The organism is Clostridium sp. JNZ J1-5, assembly GCF_053901425.1.
The window spans coordinates 3,230,838-3,256,258 of the sequence record NZ_CM132773.1; the positions used below are offsets into that span (position 1 = coordinate 3,230,838).

General features: G+C 29.2%; 28 protein-coding genes and 1 riboswitch. Of the genes, 16 read left to right on the top strand and 12 right to left on the bottom strand.

Features of this window, described 5'->3' with window-relative positions; all coding sequences use genetic code 11:
• The first annotated feature begins 2 nt into the window (after nucleotides 1-2).
• Together ACWW38_RS15435 and ACWW38_RS15440 are read left to right on the top strand one after the other, a co-directional pair.
• Nucleotides 3-920, top strand: coding sequence for an ABC transporter ATP-binding protein (locus ACWW38_RS15435; protein ID WP_456258414.1), 918 nt, complete (start codon nucleotides 3-5; stop codon nucleotides 918-920).
• Entirely contained in the window at nucleotides 917-2,119 is a 1,203-nt protein-coding gene (locus ACWW38_RS15440; RefSeq protein ID WP_456258415.1) for an ABC transporter permease subunit, read from the top strand. Before ACWW38_RS15435 ends, ACWW38_RS15440 begins: the two co-directional genes overlap by 4 nt.
• A gap of 44 nt (nucleotides 2,120-2,163) precedes the next feature.
• On the opposite strand, the gene ACWW38_RS15445 is transcribed toward ACWW38_RS15440, so the two are convergent.
• Nucleotides 2,164-2,907, bottom strand: a complete 744-nt coding sequence (locus ACWW38_RS15445) for a TIGR03915 family putative DNA repair protein (protein ID WP_456258416.1) — start codon at nucleotides 2,905-2,907, stop codon at nucleotides 2,164-2,166.
• Between the two features lie 13 nt (nucleotides 2,908-2,920).
• Nucleotides 2,921-4,249, bottom strand: coding sequence for a putative DNA modification/repair radical SAM protein (locus tag ACWW38_RS15450; RefSeq protein ID WP_456258417.1), 1,329 nt, complete (start codon nucleotides 4,247-4,249; stop codon nucleotides 2,921-2,923).
• 150 nt (nucleotides 4,250-4,399) lie between these two features.
• Nucleotides 4,400-4,508: riboswitch (SAM riboswitch) on the top strand.
• Nucleotides 4,509-4,602: 94 nt separating this feature from the next.
• Between ACWW38_RS15450 and metF the strand changes: the two genes are divergently transcribed.
• The 5 genes from metF (at nucleotide 4,603) to clpA (ending at nucleotide 11,475) form a co-directional block, all read left to right on the top strand.
• Nucleotides 4,603-5,502 carry a methylenetetrahydrofolate reductase [NAD(P)H] gene (gene metF, locus ACWW38_RS15455; RefSeq protein ID WP_456258418.1) on the top strand — a complete coding sequence of 300 codons (900 nt, stop codon included), beginning with the start codon at nucleotides 4,603-4,605 and terminating at the stop codon, nucleotides 5,500-5,502.
• A 32-nt stretch (nucleotides 5,503-5,534) separates the two neighbouring features.
• Nucleotides 5,535-6,203, top strand: a complete 669-nt coding sequence (locus ACWW38_RS15460; protein ID WP_456258419.1) for a methionine synthase — start codon at nucleotides 5,535-5,537, stop codon at nucleotides 6,201-6,203.
• Nucleotides 6,193-8,562: a homocysteine S-methyltransferase family protein gene (locus tag ACWW38_RS15465; protein ID WP_456258420.1), complete on the top strand. Its 2,370-nt coding sequence runs from the start codon at nucleotides 6,193-6,195 to the stop codon at nucleotides 8,560-8,562. Before ACWW38_RS15460 ends, ACWW38_RS15465 begins: the two co-directional genes overlap by 11 nt.
• Before the next feature lie 346 nt (nucleotides 8,563-8,908).
• Nucleotides 8,909-9,208: an ATP-dependent Clp protease adaptor ClpS gene (locus ACWW38_RS15470; RefSeq protein WP_456258421.1), complete on the top strand. Its 300-nt coding sequence runs from the start codon at nucleotides 8,909-8,911 to the stop codon at nucleotides 9,206-9,208.
• A 2-nt stretch (nucleotides 9,209-9,210) separates the two neighbouring features.
• Nucleotides 9,211-11,475, top strand: a complete 2,265-nt coding sequence (gene clpA, locus ACWW38_RS15475; protein WP_456258422.1) for an ATP-dependent Clp protease ATP-binding subunit ClpA — start codon at nucleotides 9,211-9,213, stop codon at nucleotides 11,473-11,475.
• A 92-nt stretch (nucleotides 11,476-11,567) separates the two neighbouring features.
• Here the strand turns inward: clpA and ACWW38_RS15480 are convergent, their stop codons facing one another.
• The gene (locus ACWW38_RS15480) at nucleotides 11,568-12,044 is read right to left on the bottom strand and encodes a rubrerythrin (RefSeq protein ID WP_456258423.1); all 477 of its coding nucleotides are present in this window, start codon (nucleotides 12,042-12,044) and stop codon (nucleotides 11,568-11,570) included.
• Nucleotides 12,045-12,265: 221 nt separating this feature from the next.
• Between ACWW38_RS15480 and ACWW38_RS15485 the strand changes: the two genes are divergently transcribed.
• Together ACWW38_RS15485 and ACWW38_RS15490 are read left to right on the top strand one after the other, a co-directional pair.
• Complete coding sequence (locus ACWW38_RS15485) at nucleotides 12,266-12,628, top strand: hypothetical protein (protein WP_456258424.1); 363 nt, start codon at nucleotides 12,266-12,268, stop codon at nucleotides 12,626-12,628.
• A gap of 103 nt (nucleotides 12,629-12,731) precedes the next feature.
• Nucleotides 12,732-13,244 (top strand): NUDIX hydrolase, encoded by a 513-nt coding sequence (locus tag ACWW38_RS15490; RefSeq protein ID WP_456258425.1) that lies wholly within the window; start codon nucleotides 12,732-12,734, stop codon nucleotides 13,242-13,244.
• Nucleotides 13,245-13,306: 62 nt separating this feature from the next.
• On the opposite strand, the gene ndk is transcribed toward ACWW38_RS15490, so the two are convergent.
• Together ndk and ACWW38_RS15500 are read right to left on the bottom strand one after the other, a co-directional pair.
• On the bottom strand, nucleotides 13,307-13,705 hold the full coding sequence (gene ndk / locus ACWW38_RS15495) for a nucleoside-diphosphate kinase (RefSeq protein ID WP_456258426.1): 399 nt from the start codon (nucleotides 13,703-13,705) through the stop codon (nucleotides 13,307-13,309).
• 96 nt (nucleotides 13,706-13,801) lie between these two features.
• Nucleotides 13,802-13,987, bottom strand: coding sequence for a hypothetical protein (locus ACWW38_RS15500; RefSeq protein ID WP_456258427.1), 186 nt, complete (start codon nucleotides 13,985-13,987; stop codon nucleotides 13,802-13,804).
• 177 nt (nucleotides 13,988-14,164) lie between these two features.
• On the opposite strand from ACWW38_RS15500, the gene ACWW38_RS15505 reads away from it, so the two are divergent.
• Nucleotides 14,165-14,440 (top strand): DUF1294 domain-containing protein, encoded by a 276-nt coding sequence (locus ACWW38_RS15505; RefSeq protein ID WP_456258428.1) that lies wholly within the window; start codon nucleotides 14,165-14,167, stop codon nucleotides 14,438-14,440.
• Nucleotides 14,441-14,445: 5 nt separating this feature from the next.
• On the opposite strand, the gene ACWW38_RS15510 is transcribed toward ACWW38_RS15505, so the two are convergent.
• Complete coding sequence (locus ACWW38_RS15510; RefSeq protein ID WP_456258429.1) at nucleotides 14,446-15,216, bottom strand: TSUP family transporter; 771 nt, start codon at nucleotides 15,214-15,216, stop codon at nucleotides 14,446-14,448.
• Nucleotides 15,217-15,386: 170 nt separating this feature from the next.
• On the opposite strand from ACWW38_RS15510, the gene ACWW38_RS15515 reads away from it, so the two are divergent.
• The 4 genes from ACWW38_RS15515 (at nucleotide 15,387) to hydF (ending at nucleotide 18,836) form a co-directional block, all read left to right on the top strand.
• Nucleotides 15,387-15,509: a hypothetical protein gene (locus ACWW38_RS15515; protein WP_456258430.1), complete on the top strand. Its 123-nt coding sequence runs from the start codon at nucleotides 15,387-15,389 to the stop codon at nucleotides 15,507-15,509.
• A 94-nt stretch (nucleotides 15,510-15,603) separates the two neighbouring features.
• Nucleotides 15,604-16,239: a pyrophosphatase PpaX gene (ppaX, locus tag ACWW38_RS15520; protein ID WP_456258431.1), complete on the top strand. Its 636-nt coding sequence runs from the start codon at nucleotides 15,604-15,606 to the stop codon at nucleotides 16,237-16,239.
• Nucleotides 16,240-16,369: 130 nt separating this feature from the next.
• Complete coding sequence (phaZ, locus tag ACWW38_RS15525; protein ID WP_456258432.1) at nucleotides 16,370-17,266, top strand: intracellular short-chain-length polyhydroxyalkanoate depolymerase; 897 nt, start codon at nucleotides 16,370-16,372, stop codon at nucleotides 17,264-17,266.
• Nucleotides 17,267-17,645: 379 nt separating this feature from the next.
• Nucleotides 17,646-18,836 carry a [FeFe] hydrogenase H-cluster maturation GTPase HydF gene (gene hydF / locus ACWW38_RS15530; RefSeq protein WP_456258433.1) on the top strand — a complete coding sequence of 397 codons (1,191 nt, stop codon included), beginning with the start codon at nucleotides 17,646-17,648 and terminating at the stop codon, nucleotides 18,834-18,836.
• 156 nt (nucleotides 18,837-18,992) lie between these two features.
• Here the strand turns inward: hydF and ACWW38_RS15535 are convergent, their stop codons facing one another.
• The 5 genes from ACWW38_RS15535 to ACWW38_RS15555 all read right to left on the bottom strand — a co-directional run bounded on the left by ACWW38_RS15535 (nucleotide 18,993) and on the right by ACWW38_RS15555 (nucleotide 22,196).
• Nucleotides 18,993-19,211 carry a hypothetical protein gene (locus tag ACWW38_RS15535; RefSeq protein WP_456258434.1) on the bottom strand — a complete coding sequence of 73 codons (219 nt, stop codon included), beginning with the start codon at nucleotides 19,209-19,211 and terminating at the stop codon, nucleotides 18,993-18,995.
• 138 nt (nucleotides 19,212-19,349) lie between these two features.
• Nucleotides 19,350-20,297 (bottom strand): L-lactate dehydrogenase, encoded by a 948-nt coding sequence (locus tag ACWW38_RS15540; RefSeq protein WP_456258435.1) that lies wholly within the window; start codon nucleotides 20,295-20,297, stop codon nucleotides 19,350-19,352.
• Between the two features lie 229 nt (nucleotides 20,298-20,526).
• Entirely contained in the window at nucleotides 20,527-20,757 is a 231-nt protein-coding gene (locus ACWW38_RS15545; RefSeq protein ID WP_456258436.1) for a DUF2188 domain-containing protein, read from the bottom strand.
• 115 nt (nucleotides 20,758-20,872) lie between these two features.
• Entirely contained in the window at nucleotides 20,873-21,013 is a 141-nt protein-coding gene (locus ACWW38_RS15550; RefSeq protein ID WP_456258437.1) for a hypothetical protein, read from the bottom strand.
• A 478-nt stretch (nucleotides 21,014-21,491) separates the two neighbouring features.
• Nucleotides 21,492-22,196, bottom strand: coding sequence for a L,D-transpeptidase family protein (locus tag ACWW38_RS15555; RefSeq protein WP_456258438.1), 705 nt, complete (start codon nucleotides 22,194-22,196; stop codon nucleotides 21,492-21,494).
• 169 nt (nucleotides 22,197-22,365) lie between these two features.
• Here ACWW38_RS15555 and ACWW38_RS15560 point away from each other — a divergent pair, with 169 nt between their 5' ends.
• Nucleotides 22,366-22,947, top strand: a complete 582-nt coding sequence (locus ACWW38_RS15560) for a hypothetical protein (protein WP_456258439.1) — start codon at nucleotides 22,366-22,368, stop codon at nucleotides 22,945-22,947.
• Nucleotides 22,948-22,997: 50 nt separating this feature from the next.
• On the opposite strand, the gene ACWW38_RS15565 is transcribed toward ACWW38_RS15560, so the two are convergent.
• Entirely contained in the window at nucleotides 22,998-24,593 is a 1,596-nt protein-coding gene (locus ACWW38_RS15565; RefSeq protein WP_456258440.1) for a methyl-accepting chemotaxis protein, read from the bottom strand.
• A gap of 401 nt (nucleotides 24,594-24,994) precedes the next feature.
• Between ACWW38_RS15565 and ACWW38_RS15570 the strand changes: the two genes are divergently transcribed.
• The gene (locus ACWW38_RS15570) at nucleotides 24,995-25,141 is read left to right on the top strand and encodes a hypothetical protein (protein ID WP_456258441.1); all 147 of its coding nucleotides are present in this window, start codon (nucleotides 24,995-24,997) and stop codon (nucleotides 25,139-25,141) included.
• The last annotated feature ends 280 nt before the right edge of the window (nucleotides 25,142-25,421 follow it).

The window sequence follows — 25,421 nt, forward strand, 5'->3', positions numbered from 1 at the left end:
AGATGAATATATTAGAAGTTAAAGATGTAAAAAAGCATCTTGGTAAGAGAGAAATAATAAAAGGAATAACCTTTAATGTAAAGGCTGGAGAGATTTTTGGGTTCTTGGGACCAAATGGAGCAGGAAAGACAACAACAATAAGAATGTTAGTTGGACTTATCCATCCCAACTCAGGAACCATAGTAATTAATGGACATGATATTGAAAAGGAAAGAGAAAAGGCTTTAGAAGCAGTTGGTGCAGTAGTTGAAAATCCTGAACTGTATACATATCTTTCAGGAAGAGAAAATTTAATGCAAATTGCAAGGATTAGAAAAATTGAAAAAGATTATGTGGAGAAGATTATAGAGTTAGTAAATCTTAAAGAAAGAATAGATGATAAAGTTAAAAAGTATTCACTTGGTATGAAGCAAAGATTGGGACTTGCAGCAGCACTTATTGCAAAGCCAAAACTTCTAATTCTAGATGAGCCTACCAATGGATTAGACCCAACGGGAATAATGGATTTTAGAGACATAGTTAAAAAGGCAGCAAGGGAAACTGATGCAGCTGTATTTATATCATCACATATTTTAAGCGAAGTTCAAATGGTTTGCGATACCGTTGCTTTTATAAATGATGGAGTAATAAAGTCTGTTGAAAGTATAAGAGGAGAAGTTGTAAAGGATAATACAGAAAATATAGTTTTATCTGTTAGAGAGAAGGAAGAGTGCCAAGAAATATTAAAGAAATTAGAGATTGTTCATAATATTTCCTGGGAAAATGATATGATAAAATGTACTGTTGATAAGGATTCTGTACCTGAAGTTATATTTAAACTTGCTGAAGCAGGTATTCATATAGAAGAAATTTATAAGAAACATGCAGAACTTGAAGAGAGATACATGGAACTTGTAGAAGGGGGTAAGAGATCATTATGATGTTTACACTAATTAGAAATGAAATGATAAAATTAATGAGTAGGAAAAAGACAGTTATAATAACTATTGCATTTGCAATTTTAGTAGCATTTATAGGTTTTGCTATGTATAAGTCATCAGAAAGCATGAAGGAATGGAATAAACCAGAGCGCAGAATACAAAATGAACAAGAGAATATAAGGCACTTAGAAGAATTTAAAAAAGATCCTAAAATTCCTGAAGAGGAAAAGAAACGTTTTGATGAGGATATTAAGCAATCCTACGAAAGGATTGAAGAGATTAAAAAAGAAAAACAAGGTGCAAAACCTGATTGGAGAGTAACTTTAAAGAAAGAAATAAGTGGAATGGAAGCACAATTAAAGGATACTCAAATAAGAGAGCAAGACAAAGAGTCTATAAAATTGGAGCTTATGACTAAGAAATACTTATTAGAAAATAATATACAGCCAGAGTATAATTCATATGATGTAACAGCAACTGCGTTTGTAAGACAATTATTTGAAATTCTAGGAGCGATTTTCCTTGCAGTTGGAGTAATTATATTTAGTTCAGACATGGTATCGGGGGAATATACTCCGCCTACTATGAAATTTTTGCTGACACAGCCAGTTTCAAGGGGAAAGGTATTATTTTCAAAGTTTATAGCTTTAATACTTTCTTCTTCAATAATTATAGTAGTGATAGAAATTTTAGCATTTCTAATCATGGGGCTTATATTTAGTTTTGGAAATATGGACTATCCAGTAACTACAGGAACTAGGTTTATGTATGATTTAACTGTCAAAGGCGAAATGGGACAAAAAGCAATAACAGCAATAGCTGGAAGTTCTCACATTATACCTATGTGGAAATATATAGTTCAAATGTTTGGAATTCAAATATTATTCATAATAGCATCAGCATCTTTTGCTTTCTTATTATCAACTGTTGTAAAGAGCAGTATGGTATCTATGGCAAGTACTACAGTTATAATAATAGCATTTACTATAGCTCAAACAATACCTTATATAAATAAATATGCTCATTACTTATTTACTACTTTTGGAGATCCTTCAAAAATAATAACAGGAAATATTGCACTAAGGTCTAACAATCCTGTTATTACACCAACTTTCTCTATAGCTATACTTTTAGGATGGACAATAGTAAGTTACGTTATTTCCCATGTAGTATTTAAAAAGAGAGATATATTAATATAAAATATTTTAGACCTTACTAGGATTTACTAGTAAGGTCTTTAAAATTAATTGACTTCTGTTAGAAAGCTCCAATAACGCTTTGGCATATGTGCCATTTGAAGTTTTGGATTTATTCTATCCTTAATAGTGGTGCTTTTGAAATAGCTTTTCCATAATTCTTCATAAAGAGAATTACCATGCTTGCTAAGCAAGGTTAATCCATATTCTTTAGAAAGTTCAGTAATAGACCAATCAGTTTTGTCATATACAGCGGCTATTCCTCTTTTTAGGTCATGAATAATAAAATTTTCATTAGAAAGACGCTTAGTAAAATGAGGAGTTATAAGTGCTAGTATATTATGATCTGGCTCTATAGGTGAGTAGAGAAATTTATTATTTATACTGTTAAATCTAACAAAACCAAGCATTCTATGATATTCTCCAAATACTTTCTTTACTATTTGATGTACTCTTAGTACACAATCTTTGTAAAGATGCATATCTAAATCTTTCCCTAATTTAAAACCAAGTTTTATGTATTTATAGATTAAAGTACTAGAGCCTTCTATATCAGAGAGATACACATAAAATACATATCTTAAAGAATTATAAGAAATTTTATTTCTAATAGCATCATAAACCTTAGAAAATTTGGACATATCTTTTTTTATATAAATCGGATTTGTTATAAGAGTAGGAATAAATTCATCTTCTCTAAATATTTCTTCAGGTTTATCTTTTCTGTAATATGCCTCATATATTGATGTTAATAGGCCTTCAAAACTGCCATCATAGATATAGCAAATCATTTATTTCACCTTCTTAAAGTTCTCCAGTGATGCTTGTATAAGCATCATCTGGGCGGTATATGGCTGGAGGAGAGGAGAGAAAAGAAAGCTGTTCATAATTTTTTTTAGCATTATAGATAGGATTTGATTTAAATTTATTAGTTGCATCACTTACTAACTTTTCTCTTATTAATATATCTTTAAAATCTACTTGACCATAATATCTTCCGTTGCAGGTTATAAAATATTGAGCTCTTTTTAGAACCACACCCAACTTTTTTAAATCCTCAAAACTTAAAGAGTGGACTCTTCTAGCAAGGGCAATTTTCCGTACTGATTTTACTCCAATACCAGGTATTTTTATAAGATCTTTTGCATAGGCTTTATTAATCTCTATTGGAAATTTATCTATATTTCTAAGAGCCCAATCAGTTTTAGGGTCCAGGTGTACATCGAAATTTGGATTGTTTTCATTTAACAAATCCTTTGCCGAAAATCCGTAAAATCTAAGAAGCCAGTCTGCTTGGTAAAGTCTATGTTCTCTTAATAGAGGAGGACTATTTAGTGCAGGTAACTTTGGATTATTTGATACTGGCACATAAGCTGAATAGTAGACTCTTTTTAATCCAAAGCGTTTATATAGATTTTCAGAGAGCTTTAAAATATGCAAATCACTTTCAGGTGTTGCACCAATAATAAGCTGGCTACTCTGGCCTGCTGGAACGAAAGAAGGAGCATTTCTATATAACTTTTTTTCATATTTTGAAACAGCAATTTGAGATCCTATAAAAGACATAGGTTTTAATATATTTTCTTTAGTTTTTTGCGGAGCTAGTAACTTAAGACTAGATGAGGAAGGAAGTTCAATATTTATACTCATTCTATCTACAAGTTCCCCAGCTTTCTTAATTAATATTGGATCTGCTCCCGGTATTGCTTTTATATGTATATATCCATTAAAGTTATGTTCATTTCTAAGTTTAGATACAACTTTTAGCATCTGTTCCATAGTATAGTTAGGATTTTTAAAAACTGCAGAACTTAAGAATAAGCCTTCAATATAATTACGTTTATAAAAATTTATTGTTAAGTCAGCTATTTCATCAGGGGTAAAAGTTGCTCTAGGAAGGTCATTAGAATATCTATTTATACAGTAGGCACAATCATAACAGCAGTAGTTTGTAAGTAAAATTTTAAGTAATGAAATACATCTTCCATCTGCAGTAAAACTATGGCATATTCCACTAGAGCTGGCATTGCCTATACCTCCTTTAGAATTTTTTCTGCTACTTCCACTGGAAGAACAGGAAACATCATATTTAGCTGCATCTGATAGTATCTTTAACTTTTCCAACATATCCATAATAGTTCTCCTATACCAATTATATCTTAAATATATATTACCGAACATAAGTTCGTATGTAAATATATTATTACCTAAAAAAGTTATTTTATTTTACATTGACAGCATAATATAAAAGTATTAGAATAGTTTTTAATTAAATAGAAAGAATTCTTATCATGAGAGGTGGAGGGACTGGCCCTTTGAAACCCGACAACCGGTATTAAAAAAATACAACGGTGTCAAATCCTGCAAAATCTTTGATTTTGAGAGATAAGAAAGCTGCTAAAATTAGTTAAGTGTAAATTATGTAAAGATATTTAAGCTGCTTTTCTTATGGGAAAGCAGCTTTTTTATTTAAAAGGGGGCATTTTATGTTTATAAAAAATTTGTTTTTAAATAAAAAACCTGTAATTTCATTTGAAATATTTCCGCCTAAAAAAGATTATTCAATTGAAAGTATCTATAAAACTATAGATGCTTTGGCGCCTTTAAATCCTGATTATATAAGTGTGACTTACGGTGCTGGGGGCGGCACTAGTAAGAACGCAACAGTTGAAATAGCGTCTATTATAAAGAATAAATATAATATAGAATCTTTAGCACACTTAACTTGTATAGCATCTTCAAAGGAAGAAATAGATAATATTTTGGATGAATTAAAGAAAAATAATATAGAAAATGTTCTTGCTCTTAGAGGAGATTTTCCACAAGATCCTAATTTGAAATTTCCAAACCCTATCCATTACACACATGCTGTGGATTTAGTAGAGCATATAAAAAAAGATAGCTATTTTTGTATAGGAGGGACATGTTATCCAGAAGGACATATTGAATGCAGGAGTATTGTAGATGATTTGTTTAATTTAAAAAATAAAGTTGAAAAAGGTACTGACTTCCTCATTACCCAGCTATTTTTCGATAATAATATTTTTTATAACTTTAAAGAAAAAACAGAACTTATGAAGATAGATATTCCTATAGAAGTTGGCATAATGCCAGTTGTAAATAGTAGACAGATTAAGAGAATAACTTCTCTTTGCGGAGCTCATGTTCCGGATAAGTTTGTAAAAATACTTGATAAATATATAGACAGACCTGAGGCTTTAAAGGATGCTGGAATTGCTTATGCTACTGAGCAGATTATTGATTTATTATCTTCTGGAATTGATGGTATTCATATTTATACTATGAATAATCCAGAGGTAGCTAAGAAAATAGTAGCTAATATATCGTCAATAGTAACTGCATTAAATAGTTTTAATATAGCATAAGACTAAAAATAAAAATTATAGGAGGAAGATATTTGTACATTGATAGAGATGAAGTTTTAAGATATTTAGGATATAAAAGAGGAATAATATATGATGAAGTTTGGAGTCTTATTAATAAATCTATTGAAGAAATAAAAAACTATATTAACTATAGATATACCTATAAGATTTTTGATATAAAAATAGATAATAGTGAAGTAAAAATAATTGGAAGTAAATTGGTATTTGAAGGTAGGGATATAGCAGAGCATCTTAAAGATTCAAAAATGTGTGCTGTTTTAGCAATGACTTTAGGAAATGAGATAGAAACAAAAATAAAGTATTATGAAAAGGTTAATCTTACAAAAGCTTTAATACTAGATGCATGTGCATCCACTGCTATAGAATGGATTTGTGAAGAGGTTCAGAGCTTAATAAAAGAAGAAGCTAAAATATATGGCTTAGGAATAACTTATAGATATAGTCCGGGATATGGAGATTTTCCAATAGATATTCAATCAAAAATATTAAATGTTTTAGAAACACAAAAAAATATTGGACTTACAGTTACTGAAGAAAATATTTTAATACCAAGAAAATCAATAACAGCCATTATAGGATTTCAAGATAAAAATATAGTAAGCAATCATCCTGGGTGCAGAAAGTGCAATAATTCTAGATGGTGTGAATTTAAGAGAGGAGGTAGCTATTGTGGAGATTAAAAATATACTAAAAGAAAGATTTCTATTCTTCGATGGAGCTATGGGTACAATGCTTCAGAAAGAGGGACTTGCTGCTGGAGAAATTCCAGAAGTGTATAATATTTTGAATCCAGATATAATAAAAAGTATACACGAAAAATATATTAAGGCTGGTTCAAATGTAATAACTACTAATACATTTGGAGCAAATGAATTAAAGCTTAAGGAAACAAAGTATTCTGTAGAAGAGATTATAACTAAAGCAGTAGCAATTTCAAAAGAAGCTAAAGGAGAAAAATATATAGCTCTTGATATAGGGCCAATTGGCCAAATGCTTAAACCTATAGGAACATTGAGCTTTGAAAGGGCTTATGAAATTTTTAAAAGGCAAGTAGTGGCTGGAGTTAATGCAGGGTGTGATTTTATATTGATAGAAACTATATCAGATTTATATGAAGCAAAGGCGGCAGTTTTAGCTGCAAAAGAAAACTGTGATTTACCTGTATTTTGTACTATGACTTTTGGGGAAAAAGAAAGAACCTTTACGGGAACAGACCCTCTTAGTATGGTTATTCTTTTAGAAGGATTAGGTGTTGATGCACTTGGGGTAAACTGTTCATTAGGTCCAAAAGAAGTAATACCTATAGTAGAAAAAATTTTACAATATTCATCTATTCCAGTTATAGTTCAGCCAAATGCAGGACTGCCTAAGGTTTTAAAGGGAGAGACAATTTATAATATAACTCCAAAAGAATTTGCATATTATATGAAAATTTTGGCTAAAAAAGGTGTGAGAATACTAGGTGGATGTTGTGGCACAAATGAGGAGTACATAAAAAAGACAGTAGAAGAATTGGAGGAATTATCGCCTATAGGTATAACCCCTAAAAATATAACTGCTGTATGTTCAGCTTCAAAATCTGTGATATTAGGGGAGGAAGTAAAAGTAGTTGGTGAGAGAATAAATCCTACAGGCAAAAAAAAGTTTAAAGAAGCCTTAGTAAATAATGATATTGAACATATATTAAATGAAGCTATAAATCAAATGGAAGCAGGAGCAGATATATTAGATGTAAATGTAGGATTACCAGAGATAGATGAAGTTAAGACAATGGTTAGAGCAATTAATGAGATACAATCCATAATTAATCTTCCACTTCAAATAGATAGTTCAAGTCCAGATGTTATAGAGGCTGCTGCAAGAACTTATAATGGTAAGCCTGTTATAAATTCTGTAAATGGTAAAGAAGATATAATGAAGGCAGTATTTCCTATTGCTAAAAAGTATGGTTCCTGCGTAGTGGGACTTACTTTAGATGAAAGTGGAATTCCATCTAGCGCAGAAGAGAGGTTAGAGATAGCTGAAAAAATTATAAATACTGCTGAAAAATACGGTATAGGTAAAAAAGATATAATAATAGATTGTCTAGTTCTTACAGCTTCTGCCCAGCAACAAGAAGTTATGGAGACATTAAGGACTATAAGACTTGTAAAGGAAAAGTTAGGAGTTAAAACACTTTTAGGAGTTAGCAATGTGTCCTTTGGATTGCCTAAAAGGGAGATTTTGAATCAAACTTTTCTTGCCATGGCATTAGCTGAAGGATTAGATATACCTATATTAAATCCTAATAATAAAGGCATAATGGATGTTATAAGAAGTTTTAAAGTACTGGCCAATATAGATAAAGAGGCAAAAAATTATATATATGCTTACTCTGAAGTAGAGGAAAGAGATATATGGAAATCATCCAGTGATAAAGATTTAAAAGAGATAATAATTAGAGGAGTAAAAGAAGAAGCTGCACCAAAGACAAGAGAGCTTTTAAAAAGTCAGGACGGTTTAACTATTGTAAACAGATATCTATTGCCGGCATTAGACATTGTTGGTAGTAGATATGAAAATGGAGAAATATTTTTACCTCAACTTATACAATCTGCTGAGACAGTAAAAAATGCTTTTGCAATTATAAAAGAAGGAATGTCAACAGAAGGAGAAATAGGGGTGACAAAAGGAAAAATTATTTTAGCAACAGTAAAGGGAGATATCCATGATATAGGTAAAAATATTGTAAAGGTAATTTTAGAAAACTACGGATTTGAGATTATAGATTTAGGTAAAGATGTACCTATTAAAGATATAGTTGAAACAGCAACGCGAGAAGATATAAAGCTTGTTGGATTAAGCGCACTTATGACAACTACAGTAAAAAATATGGAGGATACAATAAAGGTCCTTAGAGAAAATAAAGTTGATTGCAAGATTTTTGTTGGAGGAGCTGTTTTAAATCAAGAATATGCAGATATGATAAAGGCTGACTATTATGCAAAAGATGCACAAGAGGCAGTTAAGATTGCAAGAAGTGTATTTAATCTGATATAATAGGCAAAGGTAGGTGTATGAACACCTACCTTTATCTATATGATCAGAAGTTCAAATTAACATAGCTATTGATTTATCAATAAACACTTCTGTAATATTTATTAATAAATTTGCCAATAGCCACTAAGAATTTAAAATAGACAGTCAACCTTATTCTACAAGAATACAGATTGTACTAATGCAAACATAGAGTATGACTACCTATTGCTTAACATAATTGCTAAAACATCTTAGTTAAACTTTGAAACGTTCTGACACTATTTATAGTAACCACTTTATAATTTTATATGTGGGGTATTTTTTGTTATAATTATTAATAATAAATTAATATGTGGAGTTGTTCAATTTGAAAGAAAAAGTTACTTTTAAGGAAAAAAATAAATTAATTTTAAAAAAACCGAATATGTACAAGGTTATATTGCATAATGATGATTACACGACTATGGATTTTGTTGTTGAGATTTTGATAAAGGTATTTAATAAGAGCTCAGCAGAAGCTACTAAGATTATGTATGATGTGCATAAAAAAGGATTTGGAATTGCTGGTATATACATATACGATATTGCTTCAACTAAGGTAAGGCAGGTTACTTATATGGCTGAACAAGAAGGATTTCCACTAAAATTGACTATTGAAGAGGAGTAATTATGGAATTAGATAATTTATTAAGTGAGATATTTATAGCTGCATATAGTGAAGCTAAAATTGGAAAACATGAATATTTTACACCGGAACACATATTATATTCTGCTCTATTTTTTGATGCAGGAAAAGAAATTATAGAAAAATGTGGTGGAGAGGTTGAAAGTCTTAAGAATGATTTGTTAGGTTATTTTAAAGAACATGTGCCAGTTTTAGAGGAAGAAAGAGAGCCTATACAAACAATAGGCGTTCAAAATATAATATCATCAGCTGGATCACAGGTACTATCCTCTGAAAGAAGCGTGATAAAGTTTTCACATTTGTTAGTAGCAATGTATGATGAAAAAGAATCCTTTGCTAGCTATTTTATGAGGAAGCAGGGAATACAAAGATTAGAACTTCTAAAATGTGTTTCCTATGGATTGGGGAAAGAGGAGGAATTTGAGGATGAAATCTCTATAGATTCAGATGAGGATAGTGATGAAGAAATGTATGAGGAAGACAGTGAAAGAATGAGTAGATATGATATACTTAGACTATTTACTGTAGAACTTACGGAAAGGGCGAAAAAAGGAGAGCTTGATCCTCTTATTGGAAGAGAGGATATCTTAAAGAGAACCCTTCAAGTGTTATCAAGAAGATTAAAGAATAATCCAATACATGTAGGAGAACCAGGGGTAGGCAAAACAGCAATAACAGAAGGTCTTGCACAATTAATTATTGAAAATAAAGTTCCTAAAGTGCTCCAAGGAAGTAAAATATACTCCTTAGATATGGGAAGTTTACTAGCTGGAGCAAAGTATAGAGGGGATTTTGAAGAGAGAATTAAGAAAGTTTTAATTAGAATAAAAAAACAAGGAAAGGCCATTGTATATATTGATGAGATTCACACTGTTATAGGATCAGGATCGGTTTCAGGTGGTGCAATGGATGCTGCTAATATATTAAAGCCTTTCTTAACTGATGGAAAACTTAAATTTATAGGATCAACAACCTATGAGGAATATAGAAAGTATTTTGAAAAGGACAGAGCTTTGTCTAGAAGATTTCAAAAAATAGAGGTATCAGAACCCTCTAAAGAGGATACCTATAATATTTTACTTGGTCTTAAATCAAATTACGAAAAGTTTCATCAGGTTGTATATACTGACAAGGCATTGAAAAGTGCTGTAGAGTTGTCTGCTAAATATATTAATGAAAGATATCTTCCAGATAAAGCTATTGATGTAATAGATGAAGCAGGAGCTTTTGCAAGACTTGATGATTGTGAAAAGAAAAGCATAATAATTACGGAAAAAGAAGTTGAAAAAATAGTTTCTTCTATGGCGAAAATTCCTGAGAAAAATATTTCATTAAGCGAATTGGATAGATTAAAAAATTTAGATAAAGAACTGAAGAAAACTATATTTGGCCAAGATGAGGCCATTAAAACTGTTGTTAGAGCTATTAAAAGGTCTAGAGCAGGATTTAATGAAGAAGAAAAACCTATATCTAATCTATTATTTGTAGGGCAGACAGGGGTTGGAAAGACCGAAATTGCAAAAAGATTATCAGCATGTTTAGATATACCATTAATTAGATTTGATATGAGTGAATACCAAGAAAAACATACAGTAGCAAGACTTATTGGAGCTCCACCAGGATATGTAGGGTATGAAGAAGGTGGATTATTAACTGATTCAATAAGAAAAAATCCTTATTGTGTACTTCTACTAGATGAAATTGAAAAAGCTCATCCTGATATCCTAAATGTTTTGCTTCAAATAATGGATTATGCAACTCTTACAGATAATAATGGTAAAAAAGCTGATTTTAGAAACGTTATTTTGATTATGACTTCTAATGCAGGAGCGAGAGAAGTAGGAAAGGTAATGTTAGGGTTTGGAGATCGAATGATAAAAGACGATGCTATTACAAAAGAGGTTGAAAGAATTTTTTCTCCAGAGTTTAGAAATAGGCTTGATGAGATAGTTGTCTTTAACAAGATGGATGAAAATATGGCATATCTAATAGCTAAAAAAGCTATAGATCAGTTTGCAGAAAAACTTTTATCTAAAAACATTAGTATCAGTGTAACGGAAGAATGTTATAATTGGATTACAAAAAAAAGTTTGTCCTCAATATATGGAGCCAGAGAAATACTTCGTATAGTACAGCAGGGTATAAAACCTTATTTTGTTGATGAAGTTCTATTTGGAAAACTATCAAATGGAGGAAATGCAGTTATAGATATAAAAAATGATAAAATTATCATAGACAAGTCATCTTAAAAAATCGATTTTGTATAACTCTTTTTATAATATATAATAATCCTCCAGGTTAAAAACCTGAAGGATTATTATATTAAATATGAACTTTTACATTAATGTTTTTTCTCCATAGAATATAAGTATACAAATCTTGTTGCATGTTCTTGTTCATCTGTAATTATTTCATATAGCATATCTCTCATCTGAGTGGTAGGAAGCATAGAACGAATTTTTCTATATAATTCAACGGCTCCAAGTTCGCCATTAATACTACTTTCTATAGCATCTAAGAATGAACCAAGTTTTGGCGGATTAGGCTCAGGTATATTTATCATTTGACCTGTCAACATATAATATATTTGCTGAAACATTTTATAGTGTTTTCCTTCATCTTCATAAGCAAAATTAATTTGTTTTCGCATCTTTTTATCGTCAGCCATGTCCATCATTTTTTTATACTTTACTCTATCTGACCTTTCATCTTTCATTGCCTCAACCATTAAATCAAGCAGCTCAGAATTTTGATACACTCCCATATTTGGATACATTCCAGTGGATGGAGAATAGCATCCCATATCCATTGAATACATAAGAAAGCCTCCTTATTAATTTTTAAATAGAATATTAAGGCGTTAAGTTAAAAACGCTTATAAAAAAGAATTCAATATATAAATATGCTATGTAGTGATAGAGGTGATAGATGATTTTAAAAATAGCCAATAAATAAAAAAAGTTTTTTTACAAATAATAAAAAGAGTTTTGGAAGAATGTAAAAGTATTATAATAATTAAAGTGTTAGGGAGGAATTTTAGTGGATAGAGTATCAGATGGAAAAGGCAAGCAGACTATATTAGAAATTGTAGTTGATAAAGAAAAATCTACTTTTGAAAATTTAGCTTTTAAAGTAGTAGAACATGAACAGGGGATAATCTCTGATACTACTATTAAAAAAGTTAAAGCATTAATTGATGAGATTATGTATTATATTAATAAAAATGGTCAGGAAAGTATTGTGAAAAATGATATGGCGATAATTACTTTAATATATGACGTTGAAAACATTGCAGTAAATTTAGAGCTTGCCAACTTCATAAAAGATATTGAAAACTACCATAAAATTACTAATAAAATTTTAAAAAGTGCTGAAAAGGACTTATCAATATCTGTAATTTAATGAAGGGCTAAATATTTTTATAGGAATCATAATTTAATTAGCTATATAAAAGATTATATTTAATGAATCAGTAATAATATAACAGCAAAGGGTGGATGGTAATATGGAAGATAAATTAGTTTATGATGGATGGTTAAAAGTATATAGCAGAGAAGTAAATGGCAGAAGATATGATATTTTAAAAAATTATGATGCTGTTTCAGCTATAATACTAAATGAGCTAGATGAAATACTTTTAGTAAAACAATTTAGACCTGCTTATATGAAAGAAACTTTAGAAATACCAGCAGGATGCCTTGATGTTGAAGGTGAAAGTATAGAAAATTGCTTAGCAAGAGAAATAAAAGAAGAAACCAATGTAGAAGTTCCTCCAGAAAGTTTAGAAAAGATAATAGAATATAAACCTATTATGGGATTTAGTACAAGTACTATGACAATATTTAAAACTGTAATAAAACAAGAAAGTCTTAAGTCAAATAAAGTTAATGACGCTGATGTAACAGAAGCTCTATGGATGCCATTTAAAGAATTCGAGAAAAATATATTAGAAGGAAATATAAATGATAGTAAAACTTTAATGTCATATTATTACTTGAAAAGTAGTAAGAAATCATAAAATCAAGCCACTTTCTTTAGTGGCTTAATTTTATGGTTAGACATAATAAATAAATTTGCTGCTTACTTAAACCAAATGTCTATTTCTTTTTTTGCATTTTCAAGGCTATCTGAAGCATGAACTGAGTTTTCGGTTTTTGAAATGCCAAGTTCACCTCTTATTGTATTTCTATCTGCTTTAGAGGGATCAGTATTGCCATTGATTTCCCTAACTCTAGAAATAGCATTTTCACCTTCTACAATTAAGGCACATAACGGATTTCTTGTTATATAAGATATTAAATCATTAAAATATGGTTTACCTTCATGTTCTGAATAATGCAATTTGGCTGTTTCAATAGGAGCTTTTAGCATTTTCATAGCAGTTATCTTTAAGCCACCTTTTTCATAAAAGCTTATAATTTCACCTATGATGTTTCTTTCAGTAGCATCTGGTTTTATTAGAACAAGAGTTTTTTCCATTTTATACACTCCTCTAACAAAGTTTAGGTGTTCATATTTTATCCATGTAATTTCATAATATTCCTATTATTTAATAATTTAATTAAAATACCTGTATTAGGAATAAGTTTTTATTTTCGATATTTGATTTTCTTCTATATAATAGCTTTTACTTATAAGTTTTCTGAAAACTCTTATTTGCTTATACTTTACTCCAGCGTTTTCAAAATCCAGTACATCTATTCTTTCTCCATCAAAGCTAATTGGTTCTCTTGAATTTTTTAAAAATATCTCCATTTTCAATTCACAACCTCCTGAAAAAGATAATTTTGTCATTTAATTATACCATAAACTAAAAATGTTATATCTAAAATATAATATTAGTGTGATTATATAGTGCCATTAACATAATATTTGCATTACCTATCCAAAAAGTTTATTCTAGAATCATAATAAATTATATTTTAGGAGATTTAAAATATGAAGTTTTTTATAACATACATTATAATAATTAATCTGTATGCTATATATATCATGTATATAGATAAGAAAAATGCAAAGGGTAAAAAGTGGAGAGTTCCTGAAGCAAAATTATTTGTAATAGCTATATTATTAGGTAGTCCTGGAATTTTAATTGGTATGCAAATATTTAGGCATAAAACTAAACATTTAAAATTTATTTATGGAATACCAGCAATATTAATTATACAAATATATACTGTTTATAAATTAATAAAGGTGTTATTAAACATATAGTATATTTATAAAAAGTTTTGAATAAGCATTTTTATTGCAACGGCAAGAGACATTGTTATAAATATAGGTTTAATAAGCTTAGACCCTTTATTGATTGCAAGAGAAGTTCCAAATTTTGCACCTATAATCATAGACAAAGCTACTGGTATGCCAATAGCATAAGAAATTTGATTATTTAATGCAAATAGCACTAAGGCTGTAATATTGCTTGTAAAGTTTAATATTTTACCATTGCCAGCGGATTGTACAAAATCAAATCCAAAAATCTTTATAAGACCAAAGATTAAAAAGGAGCCTGTCCCTGGACCAAAGAAACCATCATAAAAGCCAAGTGAAAAGGCTAAAATAATTCCAAAAGCTAAATTTATTTTTGTAAGACCTCTAAAAGTGCTATTCATACCAATAGATTTAGAAAATATAGTATATATGCCTACAAATAAAATCAATATTAATACAAGAGAGTATAAGAAGCTTTCATTTACTTTAAGTACAGTATTTACGCCAACTATAGCTCCTAAAAGGGTAAATGGAACTAGGTATTTAAGTAAATTAAAATCTACTTTTTTAGATCTAGTAAATTGAAATGCACTTGTAAAAGAAGCAGCAGAAGAACAGAATTTATTTGTCCCAAGAGCTAAATGTGGCGATATACCAGAAATTAAAAAAGCAGGTACACTTATAAGTCCACCGCCTCCAGCAATTGAATCTACAAAGGCTGCTAAAAAGCCTGCACCACATAGAAATAAAATTTTTGTAATCATAGATGTAGCTATCATAAATAACACCGTCCTATACAAGATTAGTCAATAATCATTTTACTGTATTTGTAGAGATAATGGTATAGTTTATTAGACATTTGTTAAATAAATTATGCTTTAGCTTAGTTTAATTAAAAGAATAAAATTTCTTTCTCAGGTTAACATAAGCCTAGAAAGGAGTGGTGATTTTGGGAGTTAAAAATAAAGACTTAGCTATGCTTAATAAAGTTGAAAAAATGAATGTTCAGCATGATCTTAATAAAGAGCACAACAAACCAGGGGAGAGAAAAAACAGGAATAAAAGTAAATAATAGCAAGCGAAAGCCTTAGTGAAAATCTAAGGCTTTTTAATTGGAAATTCATAGAGTATAATAGAAAGATAAATCATTTTTAGGGGGAGAAAATATGATAAAGGCAGTTTTATTTGATTTGGATGGTACTTTGATTAATACTAATGACTTAATTATAAAGTCATTTCAATATACTTTTAAAAAGCACATGGATAGAGAAGTTGATAGGGATAAAATAGTAAAACATTTTGGAGAGCCTCTAATTTATTCTATGGAGCAGTATGATAAAGAAAATGCAGAATTAATGGTTAACATATTTAGAGAATTCAATGAAACAAAGCATGATGAATTAGTAAGTATTTTTGATAATGTTGAAGATTCGCTTATTGAATTAGAAAAATTAAATATAAAGAGAGCAGTAGTATCCTCAAAGAGGAGGCCTATGGTAGAAAGGGGTCTAAAACTATTTAACATTTATGATAATATGGATGCCATAATCACTCCAGAAGATACTGAAAAACATAAACCAGATGGACAACCTGCATTGAAAGCTTGTGAAGTTTTAGGCATATCTCCAGAAGAAGCTATAATGGTTGGAGATAGCTATAATGATATATTATGTGGTAAGAATGCAGGATGTTTAACATGTCTTGTAAAATATACGGCACTTCCTATGGAGGAGATGCTTAGTTACAAGCCAGACCATGTAATAGATAGTTTAATGGATTTAGTAAAGATTATTAATGGCTAATCTAAATAATAGCAGTAAAAAAGGAAGTAGAGTTGAAATAGTAGAAAATCCACTAATACATGTGGAAGATTATGTATACATGATGTATAATTTACTTAAATGGTTATAATATTTAAGGGGGTCATGTGTAATGGTAAAGGAAATCTTACTAAAATCTTTAGAATTACCAAATGGAGAAATAATGGCTTATAGACAAGCAGGAGAAGGAGACAAGGTACTAATTTTAGTGCATGGAAACTATTCTTCTTCTATTCATTTAGATGCAATAATGGAAAATATGCCAGATGGTTATAAAATGTATGCACCAGACATGAGAGGTTTTGGAGATACTACATATAATAATCCAATTAGCTCTCTAAAAGAACTTGCTGCAGATATTAAATTATTTGTAGACAAATTAGGTTTAAAAAAGTTCAATATTTTTGGATGGTCTCTAGGAGGCGGTGTAGTTTTACAGTTTGCGGCTGATTATCCAGAGTATTTGGACAAGACTATAATTAGTGGTTCAGTAGGAGTAAAAGGATATCCACTATATAAAACTGATGCTAGTTTCAAACTTACAACAGAGAGAGTTAAAACTATGGAAGAGCTAAAAGCTGATCCTGTAATTGCAGCACCAGTATTAGGAATATACAAGAATCATGACAAGGCAAATTTAAAAGCAATTTTTGATGCAGCTATTTTTACAAAAAGTAAGCCAAGTGATGAAAAATATGATGCTTATTTAGAAGCTACTTTTAAACAAAGAAATTTAGTTGAAGCAGATTATGCTCTTATGACATTTAATATGACCCATGAAAATAACGGAGTAGTTGACGGCTCTGGTGATATAGATAAAATAAAAGGACCTGTTTTAGTTATTCAAGGCACAGAGGATGGAATTGTATCAGCAGAACAATTTGAGACTATTAAAGATGGATTAGGAGATAGAGCAGAAATTAAAGAATTCCAAGGATGTGGACATGCACCTATGATAGATAAATTAGATGAATTTATGAATGTAATTGTAACCTTCATGGAAAAGTAAAGCTATATTTTAGAAGAATTACAAATTATTTAATTTCCGAGTTGCCTTGTTTAAGGTAACTCTTTTTTATGGAAATTCATAAGCAAAATAAGGATAGAGTTCTTAATAAAAGCTATTTATAGTAATTTTTATAAGGTAAAAGTTCATGAAAATGTACATTTTTTACAGCAATACATTATAGTAATTATACACACTATTTTATATAATGAATATATAGGGATTTTACTTTTAGGCTCTGTTTTAAATGAATGTTTAGCTACAGTTGTTATACTAAATTTAGAATTATTTTCGATATTATACGAAATCAACAATCTCTTAAAACATAGCCTACTTTTATTATATAAATGTTATGGTTAAAAATTTTTGGAGGTAATACAAAATGAATAGTACACCAAATTCAAATAGAATACATATTGCTATATATGGTAAAAGAAATGCAGGCAAATCCTCCTTGTTAAACCAAATTGCTGAACAGGAGGTATCTCTAGTTTCTGAAACAAAAGGAACAACAACAGATCCTGTAAATAAGGCGATGGAGTTAATTCCATTAGGACCTGTATTATTTATTGATACTGCTGGGCTAGACGATGAAGGTGAATTAGGAAAATTAAGAGTTGAAAAGAGTCTTAAAACTCTTCAAAAAACAGATTTTGCTATATACATGATGGATATTAATGATTTGGATGAACAGGTATATAAAAAGACTAAAGAAGATTTTAAAAGATTTAATATACCATTTATGACCGTAATAAATAAAATTGATACTGTAAATATAGAAAAATTAGCTAAGGTCAAAGAAATATATAAAGATTGTCTATTTATATCTACTATAGATGGAGAAAATATAAATGAATTAAAGCAGCAGCTTATTAAAAGAATAGAAATTAATAAGGATGAAATATCATTAGTAGGGGATTTAGTACCTTATAATGGTAAGGTGATTCTAGTAGTACCCATTGATTCAGAAGCACCAAAGGGAAGAATAATTCTTCCACAAGTTCAAGTTATACGAGACTGTTTAGACAATGGAATTAAGAGTTATGTAGTTAGAGATACAGAGTTAGAATCAGCTCTTCAAGATATAAAAGATGTAGATTTAGTTATAACTGATTCTCAGGCATTTAAAAGAGTAAGTGAGATAGTGCCTGAAAATATAAAATTAACTTCTTTTTCAATAATTTTTTCAAGGACAAAAGGGGACCTAGAAGAATTTGTAAATGGTGTTAAAGCTCTTGAAAATTTGAAAGAAGGGGCTAAAATTTTAATTGGTGAGAGCTGCACTCATAATCATACCCACGAAGATATAGGAAGAGTAAAAATACCAAGTGGAATTAAAAAACACACAGGAAAAGATTTTCAGTATGATTTTAAAGTAGGACATGATTTTCCTATCAATATAGAAAATTATGATTTAGTCATTCATTGTGGAGCATGTATGGTAAATAGAAAAACAGTTGATACAAGAATACAGATATGCCGAGCTAAAAATGTGCCTATAACTAATTATGGAATATTGCTAGCCTATCTAAGTGGAATCTTAGACAGGGCAATAGAAGTGTTTAAATTATAGTATTTATAAAATACCTAAACTCTAAGCATATATTTGAATATTCCCACAGGTTTTAAAGAAAATCTAAAAATGTTTTTAGAAGGATAAGTAAAGGTTACCTAAAAACGCAGTGAATATAATAAATCTCACTTGTGTTTTAGGGAACCTTTTGTAGTTTTACTTCTTGTTTCCGCTTGGATAATCAACAGGGGATAAAGGATGAATAGCTGATTCAACCTCTATTTCTTTAATTTCGTTATTATCCATTATCATCATAGTAGGTTTAATAGTAGTTCTTTCTTTTTCTTCAATAATAAGTTCTCTTTGTATATCTTTTCTTATATTTTCTAATTCCTCTGATGTTACACTTTTACCTTGCATAATGTGAGGTTTCACAGTATCACCTTCCTTACCTATTGTCTGTCTAGGCCAAATTGGCTTTCTTCTTCAGTAAATGGGAACGGGTTTGGCACAGTTATATATAGACCCCTTTCTAAAGATATTTTTCCCGGAGAAAGAGGGTTTATGCTAGAGTTATTTACAAATAGCTTCAGTATATTCTTTTAAAGTAGTAGCAGATTCTCTTAGTTTTTGAAGTTCTTCTTCATTTAAAGGTGTTTCTAGAATCTTTTTAACCCCTGAGGAGCCTACTACAGATGGCACACCTAGATATATATCACTTATTCCATATTGACCTTCAAGTAAGCTAGATACTGTTAAAATTGAATTTTCATCTCTTAAAATAGCTTCAACTATTTTTTTTATAGCAAGAGCAACAGCAAAGTTTGTAGAACCTTTACGTTTTATAAGCTCGTAGCCTGCATTTTTTACTTGAGTTAAAATATCATATTTAGCAAAACCACAGCATCCATTACAAATATTTTCACAATAGTTATTTATATTCATACCAGCTACGCTAGTGGAGCTCCAAGTAGCAATTTCAGAGTCACCATGTTCTCCCATAATGTATGCGTGAATATTTCTAGCATCAACATTCAAATGTTCACTTAGCAAGTATTTAAATCTAGAAGTGTCTAATACTGTTCCAGATCCAATAACTCTTTCTTTTGGAAAACCTGATAATTTATAAGTTATATAGGTTAAGATATCTACTGGATTTGAAACAACTAGAAGGATGGAGTTTGGGCTATATTTTACAATTTCAGGTATTATTGATTTAAAAATATTATAGTTTCTATTTATTAAATCAAGGCGTGTTTCTCCTTCTTTTTGTGCAGCACCAGCTGTGATTATTACAATATCAGAATCCTTTGTATCACTGTAATCTCCTGCTTTTATATCTACAGGGCTTAAGAAAGACACTCCATGAGATAAATCCATAGCTTCGCCTACTGCTTTTTCTTTATTCAAATCTACAATAACTATTTCAGATGCAAGACCTCCAAACATTAATGCATAAGCAGTTGTGGCTCCTACAAATCCAGCACCTATTATTGATATTTTAATCTTTTTTATTTGCATAAATATTCCTCCAATTCCACAAATAATGTACATAGAAAATTTTACATATATCTTTATAGATATTATATATCAAATAATAATTATTATCAACTACATGCATAATATATAATTTATTATCTCTTATTCTATAAGTAATTATTAAAAAATAGGATTGATTTAACATCAATCCTATTTCAATTCTAAGTGCTTATTCTATTTTTAACTAGTGAGATTTAATTTGTGACTAATATTAGTAATCCACCTTACATAAGGAAGTGTCTACATATACAAGTTTTTGGCCAATTCGTCCATCTAAATTGTATATTAGGTAATTTGATTCTCTTTTTTTAGCCTGTCTTCTACCCTTAACTATTGCATTACTTTTAGTTCTATGGTGACTAATAACTTCACCAGTATTATTATCTATATTATCCCATCCACCAGATGGACTAGGAATAGTGCAAATGTATTTGCTTGACATAATTTATCCCCCCTGAAATTTCTGCATATCTTAAATAGAGTTAAAGATTAATAAGTTTTAATTACTAGTATACTTTTATATAGATAATTAAAACAATATAAAGAGTGAGAATAACTTATTTCCTATTATCAAGCTTATTTTGCTTAGTATCATCTTTATTAAGGGTTTTATTACATACTCTGTTTAAAACAAGTCCCCCTATTAAAAATGAAAACATAAGTATTAAAACTAAAATATTCATAGGAGTTAGGTCCATAATCTCACCTCCTTTTCATATACTATGAAAAGAGGTTACAGCCTTTATACTTACTCCCATGAAGATGTAGAATAATAAATCGAATTATCTTTTTACGAAGGTCAAACATAGGTTGTCTTAAAAATATAATTAAAACGAGAAATAGTAGATAATTTGAAAGACTTCTTAATATAATATTAGGAAGTAGACTAGGTATTAGTTTGAAGTCTATAGCTTTTCTACTAGCTACAACAAAGGAACTAGTGCTTATTTCATATTCAGTTAATACATGATTTCTTTCACGTGTATTATTACTAAAATTATATTTGATATTTTCACGTAACGTACACACTCTAAATATTAAAAGAAAAATTAAAATAAATAAAATTAAAGTATATTTAAATGATTTCTTCATCTTTAATGGATACACTCCTTATAGTGTAGTACTATATCTCATTATTATATATCTTTTTAAGAATAAAAGGAAGAAGAATATTTATTATTCAAAAGGTTTAATTCCGAGAGCTCTGTAGAACTCATAGTCTATATCGTGAGAATTTGTGAGTTTATTGTCTTTTTTAAACTTTACTATACATTCTTTCATACCTTCACCATAAATTCCGTCTAAGTATCCTTTATAATATCCTTTGTCTTTTAGCAATCTTTGAACTTCGTACACATCAGAACCAGTATCCCCAGGGATTAAAGTTCTAAATCTACTGCCAAATGGACCGTAAGGTCCTCCGTATATTACTACAATGGTGCCATAATCTACATACTTATAAAGATCCTCCACATCTTTATTTAACATTCTTATGCATCCATGAGAAGCTGAACTTCCTATGGAACCAGGTTTATTGGTACCATGAATTCCATATCTTCCCCAGGGGACATTAAGACCAAGCCATCTGGTGCCAAAGCCGCCGCTCCATTGAGATTTATTGATAATTTTCCAAGTACCCAATGGGGTGGGAGTAGTATCTTTTCCGCTAGCTATAGGATAGGTTTTAAAGACATTATTTGTAGTCTTATCTAATAAATATAATCTTTTTTCAGGTATGTCTACTAAGATAGAATATTTATTTTTATCATGAATGTTTGGCATATAGTACTTAATAGTATATTCTCTTAGGCATATGTAAGATATTATACATAAAGTCAATATCATAGAGGTAACTAAAGATATAAAAGTTCGGTGTTTCATTTTATACACTCCTATGAAAAAATAAAATATATATTTATTTCTATGCGGCATTTGTACAAAGTATAATAAAATAAAAATTTTATTATACAGATAAGGAGGTTTTATTCTTTTATATAGTATTTAGCATAAAATTATTGTAGTAAATAATTTATAAGGAGATAATGATAAGTTGACTTTAACTGGAATTTTTGAATTTTATGATAGATATTTTAACTATGGAAAAAGTATAAATTCAAAGGAAAATAAGTATTTCTATTTAGCAATAAGAGATTTTATTAAAATACTAAAAAAGAGTACATGTTTAGATTATAAAAGCACCATTGAAGATTATATTAGTAGTAAATGTAATAATGATATTGCAATAAAGTTTTTAAGGAATTTTGAAAAATTTATTTATTCCCGGGGGTCTAAGTTTTTATTTGAGTTAGAGTTTTGTGAGGCATATATTATAATAAATAAAGGTGAATTAGAAACAGCTAGAAAGGGAATAAAAATTCCTTTTGTATATTTATTAGACAAAAATAACTTAGATTGCATATTGATAATATACTTTACATCTGGAAGTATGCTAAAGGAGACTGAAGTATTTAAAGGATTGATAAGTAGTTTTAAAATAGATAAAAGTTTTCCAGAGAATATTAAAAATATAGTTTATTGGGATGTAAGCTCAGGAAAAGAAAGTAAGATAAATTATAAAAAAGTTAAAGAAACTCCAAAAGGAAATTTATTAGCAGTTATTAATCAAATATAAAAGAACAAAAAAGACCCTTGAAAAGTTATTTTTCCAGGGTCTTTCAACTATTAAATCTTAAAGTGATTTACTTTGCTTTCTAGGGTCTCAGATATATATTTTAAGCTATTTGCATGATTAGTAAATTCATTTATTGACGATAAAAGTTCTTCAGTTGAAGCAGATGTTTCTTCAGTTGAAGCAGCATTTTCTTCAGCCAGCTCTAGAATGTGGTTCATAAGAATTACAATTTCATCCTTTTTAACATTCATATCATTATTTTGAACTTTTATTTTATATATATCATTTGATAAAGCGTTAACTTTTTCGGATAGAGATGCGAAAATTGACTCTGTATCCTTTAAAATTTCATCTTGCTCCATACCAATATAAGATGCTTTATTCATAGAATCTACTGCTTCTTTAGATTTTAATTGAATATCTTCAATTAGTTTGCGAACATTTTCTGTAGAATCTGCAGATTGCTCAGCTAATTTTTTAATTTCTTCTGCAACTACAGCGAAGCCTTTCCCATATTCACCTGCTCTTGCTGATTCAATACTGGCATTTAAGGATAAAAGTTGGGTTTGAGCTGAAATTTTATTAATTGTATCTATTATTACACCGATTTCTTCAGAACTTTTATCTACAGTTTTAATTACTCTTTCTACATCTTCTCTAGCAATAGAACTTTGCCTGGATTTGTCCAATAAAAGGCTTACTGTATCAATACCTTTCCCATTTAACTCACTAACTATGTTCATATCATTTGTTGCATTATGGACATAGGATGAAATTTGATCAATGCTGGTAGCTAATATTTTAATCTTTTCTGTACCATCTCCAACATCTTTAGTTTGCCCATATGTAGAATTTGAAATCTCTTCTATGGCTTTTGACATTTCACCAGTTGCTATGCTTGTATTTTGTGCTATTTCTAATAATGAATCAGAAGCCTCTATCAGTGTTCCAGTGGAAGTTGATATCTGTTTTATTAAGCCTGAAATGCTTTCTAGCATAATATTAAATGCATTTGCAAGGACTCCTAGTTCGTCTTTGTTTTTTATATTAATTTTTTCTACAGTTAAGTCATAATTAGAAACTGTGGTAGATGTCTTTGCAATTTTTTCTATAGGTTTGGAAATACTTTTAGATAGAAATATTGCTACTGAGGCAGCTATTAGTAATATTATTAGTGAAACTACAGATAAAGTAGTACGAAAGTCTTTTAAGGCTTCATAACCTTTGCCGGCATCATAGTCTACACCTACAAAACCTATTACTGTGCCGTCATTATCTTTTAGAGGAAAGTAAGAAGAGATTAAAGCACCATCTTCATCTACTTCTATTTTATTGGAAGTATAAGGAATGCCTTTATACACATCGTCAAAACCAGGATAAATGTCTATGGAATCACCTATATCTTTAGGTTTATCAGAAACATCTAAAACATAAGTATATTTTCCATCTGCATTTCTTTTTATGATATATATAAATCTTGAACCGGATATTTCTTTTATATATGAAAGTTCTTCTTTTAATTTTTTATAGGACTGTTTTTGTGAATCTTCATTACTTATGAATCCTTTATATTCATTGATGTTAATGTTCTCTGAAGCTCTAGAACAGATGTCGGAAGCTAAGTCACCAGAAGTATGTACTAACATATTATAGCTTTTTTATAGGATATAAGGAAGAGTATTGATATTATTACAAAAATGTTAATTAGAAATATTAGGGTGATTTTTCTACTAAGTTTTCCTGAAATGTAATACTTAAGCATTTTTTAATCTCCTTTTTCGTTAAGCGTATAAGTAAAATTTTTAAATTGTGAATATAAATATTTTTGAGTAAATATAGATAATTTTAATTGTGTGGATTATTGACGTAAAATGTGAAGAAAATTAATCTTTAGTCAAAAAAATACAACAAGTATATTATAAAATATTTTTTCTGTTTATACTACTATTTGTTATACATATATTATAGTTATTTTTATTTGTATAGGAGAATTTTTATAGGTTAAATTAATATTAGTTAAATACAAATAAAAACTAGGAGGATAATTATGCATAACAATAAGAATCATATGAAGACTAAGAAAAAAAGTAATGCTGAACTTAGAAAAATCTTCTTTCATAGTGGTGGTGATATAGGAATAGAAAATGGGGTGAAAATAGATTCACAATCAAATAAAAATGGAAATAATAAATAGAATTAATTATTATATATAAATAACTTTAATGGTTCTTTATATTAGTGAATTGTACTTATAAAAACCGCTAAATAAATTTTTTATTTAGTGGTTCTGTTAATTTTAAGATTCTTTTCAAATAAAGGTATATAATTTATATTAAAGAAAGTTAAGTTTAAGTATAAAATTTGTAATAGATTTATGCCGTACTTTTATCAATATATTATAAAATATATAGCTTTTTAAAGACAACAAAAGATAATATATCAATATCATTAAACTATCCAAAAGAAAGGATGCG